An 8003-nucleotide genomic window follows, 5' to 3' on the forward strand; every position below is an offset into this window, starting at 1 on the left:
CCCTTTCAACCAGCCCGTCCATGCCTGCAGAACCGACCGGCACCGCCCTTGTACCCGATCCGCGGATGGCGCAGGCGCTGAGCCGCGACCGGCGACGGGTGGTCCTGAGCTACCTGGTGATGGCATTGGCCTGGATGATCGCTTCCGACAGTGCCGTGCAGGCGCTGGTGCCGGATCCGCAGCAGGCGGCGATGTGGCAGAGCGTGAAGGGCTCGTTCTTCGCACTGGCCAGTGCCGGCCTGCTGTATCTGCTGCTGCGGCCGCTGGCCGAGCATGTGCTGCACACCCATGCGCGCCAGCAGGCCTCGGAGCTGCGCCTGCGGCAGATGTTCGAGGGCAACCCCGGCCCGATCCTGGTCTACGACCTGGACACGCTGGCGATCCTCGATGCGAATCCGGCTGCCTGTACCGCCTTCGGCTGGGAGCGTGACGAACTGCTGGAGCAGACCATCGACGCGTTGTGGCCGCCAGGCCAGGACCAGGCGCTGCAGACCAAGCTGGAGGCGATCCGCGAGGCGCCGGAGGAACTGTGCATCCTGCGCACCCAGCTGCAGCTGCGTGACGGCTCGCTGCGGCAGATGGAACTGCGCTCCAACGCCATCAGCTATGACGGCCACAACGCCCGCTTGTTGATTGCCATCGACCGCACCGCCGAAGACCTGGCCCAGCTGCGCCGTGACCAGGCGCTTGCGCGGGTGGAAGAAGCCCACGAACTGGCGCGCATCGGCGCCTGGGAACTGGACCCGTCCACCGGCATGGGCCGCTACTCCAACCAGGTCTACCGCCTGCTTGGCCGCCGGCCGCCGGAAGCCCGCCGCTGGCACCGCTTCGACGAGCTGCTGGTTCCCGCCGACCCTGCCACCGCCACCCAGACCGAACAGCTGCTGGCCGACCTCTGCTCGGGTGATCCGGTGCAGGTGGACGTACTGCTGCCCCTGCTGTCGATGGACGGACGCGCCCTGATGGTGCACCTGCGTGCCGCCAGTGGTGTCGATGAGTCCGGCCGCAGCCGCGTACTGGGCACCCTGCAGGACGTGACCGAGCGGGAGCAATCGCGACGCCTGCTGCGCGAGCGCGAAGAACAGTTCCGTGAGCTGGTGCGGGTGCTGCCCGATGGCGTGGTGATCCTCTCCGACGAGCACGTGCTGTACACCAACGCCTGGGCGGCCAGCCTGTTCGGCTATGGCAGCCATACCCTGCTGGGTGAGCCGCTGTCGGCGCTGGTCGCTGCCGGTGATCTGGCCCGCGTCCGCGGCCAGCTGCGTGCAGGGCAGCCACACCTGGGCCCCGGCCACAGCAGCGTGGTGGCCATGCAGCGCGCCGACGGCCGCAGCTTCCATGCCGGCCTGGCGGTGGGCGAGGTCCGCTATGGTGGCCGCGACTGCAAGCTGCTGATCGTGCGCGACCTCAGTGATTCCGAACGGACGCGCAGTGCACTGGAAACCAGCAACCGCGAACTGCAGGCGATGGCCGGCCGCCTGTTCTCGCTGCAGGAAGACGAGCGCCGCGCGATCTCGCGCGATCTGCACGACGACATCGGCCAGGCGATCACGGCGATCAAATTGTCCGCCCATGCCGCGCAGGACGAGCACGATCCGCAACGCCGCGCCGAGGACCTGGCACAGATCGTCAGCCTGGCCGACACCACGGTAGCCAAGCTGCGCGACATCTCCACCCTGCTGCGCCCTCCGCAGCTGGACGCGCTGGGCCTGGAAGCAGCCCTCAGCTGGCAGGCACGGGTCCTGTTCCGTTCTTCGCAGGTGGAGCTGCTGGCCGAGATCGAGCCCCTGCCTCATCGCCCCGACAACAGCATCGAACAGGCCTGCTTCCGCATCGCACAGGAGAGCCTGACCAACGTGCTGCGGCATGCGCGCGCGAGCCAGGTACACCTGCAACTGCGCGACATCGGCAAGCGCAGCCTGCACCTGCAGATCCGCGACGACGGCGAAGGTTTCGACCCGGACGGCCCGCGCGGCCTGGGCCTGATCGTGATGCGCGAGCGCGCGCAGAGTGTCGGCGGCCATGTGCGCATCGAGTCCGCACATGGCGAAGGCACCCTGATCGACGTTCACCTCCCCTACCAGGCGGCCAGCATGGCCGCCGTTGAGTCACCGGAATACTGAGCCTATGTGGAATCCCAACCAGCCGCCGGTCAGCATCGATGATGCACCCGATCGCCTCGGTGCCGGCAACCCCGAGCTGCAGGCGATGGTCGCCGAAGCGGCCTCCGGCGGCACCGCGCTGATGCTGATGCACGTGGACATCGACCACTTCGCTTCAGTCAACGAGAACATGAGCGCCGAGGTGGGTGACCAGGCGCTGGTGCTGGTGGCGCAGCGGCTGCAGTCCTACCTGCGCGGTCGCGGCAAACTGTGGCGGCATGGCAGCGACGAGTTCCTGATCGCAGTCCCGCGCAACGCCGACGTGCCGCTGCCGGAGGACTTCGCCGAGGAAATCCGGCAACAGATGGAGTTGCCCCTGTCGGTGCTGCCGTACACGCTGTTCATGACCGGCAAGCTGGGGGTGAGCCTGTGCCCGGAACACGCCAGTAACGCCTCGCGACTGCTCGACCACGCCGAGGATGCGCTGTACCAGGCGGCCCGCGAAGGTGGAAACGCGGTGCGCATCCATGCAGTGGATACCCCGCCGAGCGCGCACAGCGAGAGCATCATCGCGCGCCAGATCGTCGACGCGATCCCCAACGGCGAGCTGAAGCTTCGCTACCAGCCGCTGGTCAGTGCCCGCGACGGCCATGTGGTGGGCATGGAGGCGCTGCTGCGCTGGCAGTCCCCCACGCTGGGCATGCTGGTGCCGGAGCGCTTCATGCGCACCGCCGAGCGACTGGGCATCATCGTGCAGATCGGCACCTGGGTGCTGGAGGGCGCGCTCAAGCAGGCCCGCCTGTGGCGCGACCAGGGCTTCGACGACTTCACCATTGCCGTGAACGTCTCCACCCTGCAGCTGCTGCGGCCGAACTTCTTCGCTGAAGTGATGGGCCTGATCCAGGCCGCGGGCGTGCCGGCACAGATGCTGACGCTGGAGATCAACGAAAGCGCGCTGACCAACAATGTCAATTTCGTGCACGAGACACTGGCCAACCTGCGCAACGAAGGCATCAGCCTGAGCCTGGACAACTTCGGCACCGGCGATTCCAGCCTCAGTGCGCTGGTGCGTTACCCGGTGGACAAGCTGAAGATCGACCGCAGTTTCATCAAGAGTGCACCAGCCGGCAACCGCGAGGCAGCCATCGCACGCGCGATCATCGCCATGGGCCACCAGCTGGGCATGACGGTCATTGCCAACGGCGTGGAATCGCAGGCGCAGCTGGGCTTCCTGCGCCGCAACGATTGCGATGTATTCCAGGGCTACCTGTTCGGCGAACCGATGTCGGCCGATGCCGCCGGCATGACCCTGCGCCGCCGCTACCTGCGCCCGGAAGCCTTCGCCGAGACCCGCCCGGACCGCACGCTGCTGCTGCTGGACGACGAGGAGAACGTGCTGCGCTCGCTGGTGCGCCTGTTCCGCCGCGATGGCTACCGCATTCTGGCGGCCGGCAACGTGCGCGATGCGTTCGATCTGCTAGCGATCAACGACGTGCAGGTGATCCTGTCCGACCAGCGCATGAGCGACATGAGCGGCACCGAGTTTCTGGGCCGGGTGAAGATGCTGTACCCGGACACGATCCGCCTGGTGCTGTCCGGTTACACCGATCTGAACACGGTGACCGACGCGATCAACCGTGGCGCGATCTATCGCTTCCTGACCAAACCGTGGAACGACGATGAGCTGCGCAAGCACATCCACCAGGCGTTCCGCACCTATGAGGAGCAGCGTCGCAGCAACGCCGGTCCGGCGCCTGCCGAGAGCGGCGATGGCGGCGAGGATCGCCCGCTGCGGTAACGATCCCGTCTGGTAGAGCCGGCCGCTGGCCGGCTGCTCTCGATGCCGGATTCAATGAGGATGCCGGCCAACGGCCGGCACTACCCGAAGCGGTCAGCGCGGCTGCTTCACCGGCAGCACCACGCGGAAGCGCGAGCCCACGCCCGGGGTACTGTCCAGGTCGATGCGGCCATGGTGTTTGTTGATGATGCTGTAGGAGATCGACAGGCCCAGGCCGGTACCGCTGCCCACCGGCTTGGTGGTGAAGAACGGATCGAAGATGCGCTGGCGCAGTTCCGGCGAGATGCCGCCGCCAGTGTCTTCAAATTCGACCCATACCTGGTCACCGTCGACACCGGTACGCACAGTGATCGTGCCACGCTCGGCAATGGCGTGGCCGGCGTTGAGCAGCAGGTTCATGTAGACCTGGTTCAACTCGGACGGCAGGCACTCCACCAGCGGTAGCTGGCCGAACTCACGCACCAGGGTGACCTTGTACTTGAGCTCGTTCCAGATGATGTTGATGGTCGATTCCAGCCCTGCGTGCAGGTCGACCAGCTTCCACGATTCGTCGCGGCCGGAATACGAGAAGTCCTTCAGGTCACGCACGATGCGGGTCACCCGTTCGATGCCTTCGCGCGATTCGGCCATCAGCTGCGGCAGGTCGCGGCTGATGAAATCGATGTCCAGGCGGTCACGGATATCGTCGATTTCCGGAATCAACGCCTTCGGGTCGGGCGCACGAAGGGCGCGTTCGTAGGCTTCGATCACCGTGAACAGGCTGCGCAGGTACTCCTGCAGGCTGCCCAGGTTGGAGTGCACGTAGCCGATCGGGTTGTTGATCTCGTGCGCCACGCCGGCAGCGAGCTGGCCGATGGACGCCATCTTTTCCGACTGCAGCAGTTTTTCCTGGGTACCGTTCAGGCGCAGGTAGGCCTGCCGCAGCTCGGCATGGCGCTGCTGCAGCTCGCGCTCGTAGTCTTCCTGCCCTTCGATATGGCGGAACAACGCCAGGAAGTGCCCTTGGCCGACCGGGCCGTGGTGGTAGAGGTGGGCGATGACCACACCCTCCCCCAGCGGCAGGCTGCCGTTCCAGTGACCATGCTGCCGCGCCTGTTCCAGCGCATCGGGTGGCAGCAGCTCACGCAGCCGCTGCGGCGGCAATGCACCGTCCTCCCCACCGGCCAACAGGTTCTGCGCAGCCGGATTGGCCAGCGCCACCTGCCCGTCTTCAGTGAACAGCAGCAGCCCTTCGCGCAGGCGCTCAAGCAGGGCCTGCAGCACCGGCTGCGGAGGAAGGGGGGCGGTAACCAGGGCGTTGGCAGCGGACACGGCGACTCGGGACGTTCGAACAGGCGCCCAATATACGCGGTCACGCAGCAGGCTTCAGCCCGCGGGGGTGGGTAGTGCGACCGCCGTCGCGTCAGGCGACGGCGAGTGGGCGGCGGGCAGTAACGGTGTGTGACTGGCCCTTGGCGTCATAGGCCGAGGCGTCTTCGGTACGGCCCAACTGGCGCAATGCCCAGTTGACTTCGCGTCGGCGCCGCGAAAGCAGCACGCCATTGGCGCGGTTGCGCTCGGCCAGTTCCTGCAGCTGCTCGCCCTGCCCCACCGGCGGCGCGCCTTCCAGCGCACGCAGCGCTTCCAGCTTGGCGCCGGTGGCCCGGATCAAGGCGTGCACGTCGTGCTCGACCAGGGCCTGGCGTTCAACGTCCAGGGCCTGGGCGAGGCGCTGCAGCGGCTCGCTCATCGCCGCGGTCATCCGTGCAGCTGCTGGTCCAGATCGAGCATGCGCGATGCGATCGCGTCCGGATTGATCTTGTAGGTGCCGTTCTGCAGCGACTCGCGCACGGCGGCCACGCGCTGGGCGTCGATCGCCGGGGCGGTGGTCAGCTCACGCTCGATGGCCTGCAGATTGGTGGCCTCGCCGGTCAGGCGCAGGCTGTCGGCCGCCTCGACCGGGCGCGCCGCCGCATCGGTGCTGACGCCGGGCTTGTTGGCCGGGGTCGTCACGCTGCGCAGTGCCTGGGGGACCTGCAGGTTGCCGTCGATTTTCTGGCTCATGGGGTGTCCTGGAGTTGCCGTTCACAAGGGATAACGGCCGCAGGGCCGTGATCTTTAGGGATATTTTGCGGTAATTCAACGCGCCACGATTACGTCACCTGCGGCATCGACCGTGCCCTGCACGATCCGCCGCGAGGACAGGTTCTCGACCGATACCCGTTCGTTCTCACCGGCATCACCCATCGCACGGCCGGCAATGCGGACCTCGACCGAACCGCGACGCGACACCAGGGCTACATTGTCTCCTCGCTTGATGAGACGCTGAACCACCAGGTCGTTGTTCGACAGCAGGGCTCCGGCCTGCAACGGACGGCGAGCGATGCGGCCGATCGCTGCATTGGGATCGGCCAGTACCGCACCGGCAATCCGGGCAGCGTCACGCTGGGCAGTGGTGATATCGGCGGCGGTGAGGGTTTCTCCAGTGCCGATTCCACGATTGAGCACCAGCACGGTCTGGTTGCGCCGCACCTTCACCGGCACGAACAGGCGCCAGCCCCCCGCATCAGGGCAACTGACCTCCACCGTGGTGTTGGCGGTTGGCTGTACCTGCAGCGCGCCGCCACACTTGGGCAGGCGCAGCGCATCGGCCACCTGGGCCTCACCCTCGCTGCCGGTCGGCAGCGTCGACAACGCTGCGGTGCGGATGCTGGCTACGGGTTGCCAGTCGGCGGCCGCCGCCCACGGCGAGGCCAGGGCAAGCGCGATGGCCAATAGAGATGTGACCCGGCGCATGGCGCCTCCTGTCGATGGGACCTGGCCCAGCTGCGTGCAAGGTGTGTGCCAGAGACGAGGCCTCGGGATGGGGATGTGTAGAGTCGACTGTTAGTCGACTTTCGCGTCAGTCGACTTTCGCGCGAAGCGCGGGGGTTCCCGCGATCGGATAAGAGCAGTCGACCGCGAAGAGCAGTCTGCTAGAAGAGCAGTCTGCTAGAAGAGCAGTCTGCTAGAAGAGCAGTCGACTAACAGTCGACTCTACAGAAGCGGCGTGGACCGCGTGGGCGGCAGAGCGCCCTCAAGTTCGGCGCCTACCCCGCCGATACAGCAGCCATGTCCCATGACCTGCTCAACCGGATCGACCAGCGGACCCGTCTGGCCGGCCACAATCGCCTGGCGCTGCTGCTGTTCCGTCTCGGCGGACGTCAGCTTTTTGGCGTCAATGTCTTCAAGGTGCAGGAAGTCCTGCGGCGCCCGGAACTGTTCCAAGTGCCCGGGCTGCCCAGCCAGTTCTCCGGCGTGGCCGACGTGCGCGGCCGCTCGGTGCCGGTGCTGGACCTCGGCCTGGCGATCGGCCATCCCGAGCGCGAGCCGGAGGCGGACACCTCGCCCGGCTACCTGGTCGTTACCGAGTTCAACCGCTCGATCCAGGGCTTTTTGGTCAGCGGCGTGGAGCGCATCGTCAACATCGCGGTGGAAGACATCCACCCGCCGCCGGAACTGGGCGCCGAATCGAGCTACCTGACCGCCGTGACCCGCTTCCAGGGTGAACTGATCCAGGTGATCGACGTGGAGAGCGTGCTGGCGGACATTGCCCAGGTGCGCGGCGAGGCGGTGCTCGATCCGGCGATGGCGATGCCCTCCGACGGCCCGCAGCTGCAGGTGCTGGTGGTGGATGACTCGCGCGTTGCCCGCCAGCAGATCCGCAGCGTGCTCGACCAGCTGGGCGTGGGTGCCACCCTGCTCTCCGACGGCAAGCAGGCGCTGGACCATCTGCTGCAGATCCACGCCTCGGGCGAGAACCCGGCCGAGCGCTATGCCATGGTCATCTCGGACATCGAGATGCCGGCCATGGACGGCTATACGCTGACGACGGAAATCCGGCGCCATCCGGGCCTGGCCGGCCTGTACGTGCTGCTGCACACCTCGCTGTCGGGCGTCTTCAACAACGCCATGGTCGAGCGCGTGGGCGCCAACGCCTTCGTCGCCAAGTACTCGCCGCACGAGCTGGCCGATTTCGTGCTGGACCGCCTGCGCAAGGTGGCGCTGGCGGCCTGAGGCCACTGATCCGGTAGTGCCGGCCGCTGGCCGGCAACCGCAGATCCATCGGGGAGCCGGCCAGCGGC

At 67.1% G+C, this 8003-nt stretch carries 7 protein-coding genes; 3 read left to right on the forward strand and 4 right to left on the reverse strand.

The window, feature by feature from the left end; all coding sequences use genetic code 11:
* Positions 1 to 20 precede the first annotated feature (20 nt).
* On the forward strand, positions 21 to 2123 hold the full coding sequence (locus tag O0K41_RS00875; RefSeq protein ID WP_005409583.1) for a PAS domain-containing sensor histidine kinase: 2103 nt from the start codon (positions 21 to 23) through the stop codon (positions 2121 to 2123).
* 4 nt (positions 2124 to 2127) lie between these two features.
* Complete coding sequence (locus O0K41_RS00880) at positions 2128 to 3900, forward strand: EAL domain-containing protein (RefSeq protein ID WP_005409582.1); 1773 nt, start codon at positions 2128 to 2130, stop codon at positions 3898 to 3900.
* Positions 3901 to 3993: 93 nt separating this feature from the next.
* Here the strand turns inward: O0K41_RS00880 and O0K41_RS00885 are convergent, their stop codons facing one another.
* The 4 genes from O0K41_RS00885 to flgA all read right to left on the reverse strand — a co-directional run bounded on the left by O0K41_RS00885 (position 3994) and on the right by flgA (position 6675).
* Positions 3994 to 5211, reverse strand: coding sequence for an ATP-binding protein (locus tag O0K41_RS00885; protein ID WP_005409581.1), 1218 nt, complete (start codon positions 5209 to 5211; stop codon positions 3994 to 3996).
* Between the two features lie 91 nt (positions 5212 to 5302).
* Positions 5303 to 5641 carry a flagellar protein FlgN gene (locus O0K41_RS00890; RefSeq protein ID WP_005409580.1) on the reverse strand — a complete coding sequence of 113 codons (339 nt, stop codon included), beginning with the start codon at positions 5639 to 5641 and terminating at the stop codon, positions 5303 to 5305.
* On the reverse strand, positions 5638 to 5943 hold the full coding sequence (gene flgM / locus O0K41_RS00895) for a flagellar biosynthesis anti-sigma factor FlgM (protein ID WP_005409579.1): 306 nt from the start codon (positions 5941 to 5943) through the stop codon (positions 5638 to 5640). The genes O0K41_RS00890 and flgM overlap by 4 nt, the downstream gene beginning before the upstream one ends.
* 75 nt (positions 5944 to 6018) lie before the next feature.
* Positions 6019 to 6675 (reverse strand): flagellar basal body P-ring formation chaperone FlgA, encoded by a 657-nt coding sequence (gene flgA, locus O0K41_RS00900; protein ID WP_088437034.1) that lies wholly within the window; start codon positions 6673 to 6675, stop codon positions 6019 to 6021.
* Between the two features lie 315 nt (positions 6676 to 6990).
* Between flgA and O0K41_RS00905 the strand changes: the two genes are divergently transcribed.
* On the forward strand, positions 6991 to 7935 hold the full coding sequence (locus O0K41_RS00905) for a chemotaxis protein (RefSeq protein WP_005409577.1): 945 nt from the start codon (positions 6991 to 6993) through the stop codon (positions 7933 to 7935).
* Positions 7936 to 8003: the final 68 nt, after the last annotated feature.

The sequence above is a fragment of the Stenotrophomonas sp. Sm2128 genome (assembly GCF_030985535.1).
Classification (GTDB): Bacteria; Pseudomonadota; Gammaproteobacteria; order Xanthomonadales; family Xanthomonadaceae; genus Stenotrophomonas; species Stenotrophomonas maltophilia.

What these genes read in the sequence shown, in the direction of transcription:
- O0K41_RS00875 (WP_005409583.1), top strand. Translation starts at nt 21, where the DNA reads ATGCCTGCAGAACCGACCGGCACCGCCCTTGTACCCGATCCGCGGATG.
- O0K41_RS00890 (WP_005409580.1), bottom strand. Translation starts at nt 5,641, where the DNA reads ATGACCGCGGCGATGAGCGAGCCGCTGCAGCGCCTCGCCCAGGCCCTG.
- O0K41_RS00880 (WP_005409582.1), top strand. Translation starts at nt 2,128, where the DNA reads ATGTGGAATCCCAACCAGCCGCCGGTCAGCATCGATGATGCACCCGAT.
- flgA (WP_088437034.1), bottom strand. Translation starts at nt 6,675, where the DNA reads ATGCGCCGGGTCACATCTCTATTGGCCATCGCGCTTGCCCTGGCCTCG.
- O0K41_RS00905 (WP_005409577.1), top strand. Translation starts at nt 6,991, where the DNA reads ATGTCCCATGACCTGCTCAACCGGATCGACCAGCGGACCCGTCTGGCC.
- flgM (WP_005409579.1), bottom strand. Translation starts at nt 5,943, where the DNA reads ATGAGCCAGAAAATCGACGGCAACCTGCAGGTCCCCCAGGCACTGCGC.